This window comes from Mesorhizobium sp. M1E.F.Ca.ET.041.01.1.1, from assembly GCF_003997355.1.
Classification (GTDB): domain Bacteria; phylum Pseudomonadota; class Alphaproteobacteria; order Rhizobiales; family Rhizobiaceae; genus Mesorhizobium.
Window position 1 is genome coordinate 1 of the sequence record NZ_RZSL01001217.1, and the last position, 557, is coordinate 557.

Consider the following 557-nt stretch of genomic DNA (forward strand, 5'->3'; position numbering starts at 1 on the left):
CCTCGAAACCGATCATGTGCCCTCCCTGCCGGCCGGCACGATCGAGATCGGCTGGCGGCTGGCACCGGAATACTGGCGCAAGGGCTATGTCACCGAGGCGGCGGAGGCCTGGCTCGCCTACGGCTTCGAGACGCTGGGCGTCAACGAGATCGTCTCCTTCGCCGTGGCCGACAATCATCGCTCCACCGCCGTGATGAAACGCCTCGGCATGAGCGCCGACCCGGCCAGCGATTTCGACCATCCCGACATTCCGGACAGCCATCCTCATCTTAAGCGCCATGTCCTCTACAGGCTGTTGCGTGGGGATTGGCAGGTACGAAAAAGGGCGGCTCGCTAGCCGCCCTTTTCATTTAACATCAATCGGTTGCCCGGCTTGTCGGACTCAGTCCATCCGGATCGTCACGAAACGCAACTCGCCCGTCTTCGAAGCCAGCATCAGCAGCGCGTTCTTGCGGCCCTGCTCCTTTAGCGCACCGATCCGGTCCATGACGTCCTTCGGCGTGCCGACCGATTCCTGCGCGATCTCGGTGATCACCTCGCCGGGCTGGATGCCACGC

1 protein-coding gene and 1 pseudogene are annotated in these 557 nt (G+C 63.2%); one reads left to right on the top strand and one right to left on the bottom strand.

Going from position 1 to position 557, the window contains the following annotated elements; translation table 11 throughout:
- On the top strand, positions 1 to 337 hold a 337-nt coding region (locus EOA38_RS38445), incomplete at its 5' end, for a GNAT family N-acetyltransferase (protein ID WP_145966363.1).
- A gap of 45 nt (positions 338 to 382) precedes the next feature.
- Here EOA38_RS38445 and EOA38_RS40865 read toward each other — a convergent pair.
- Positions 383 to 557 (bottom strand): annotated as a pseudogene (locus EOA38_RS40865) (serine protease); the annotation flags it as partial.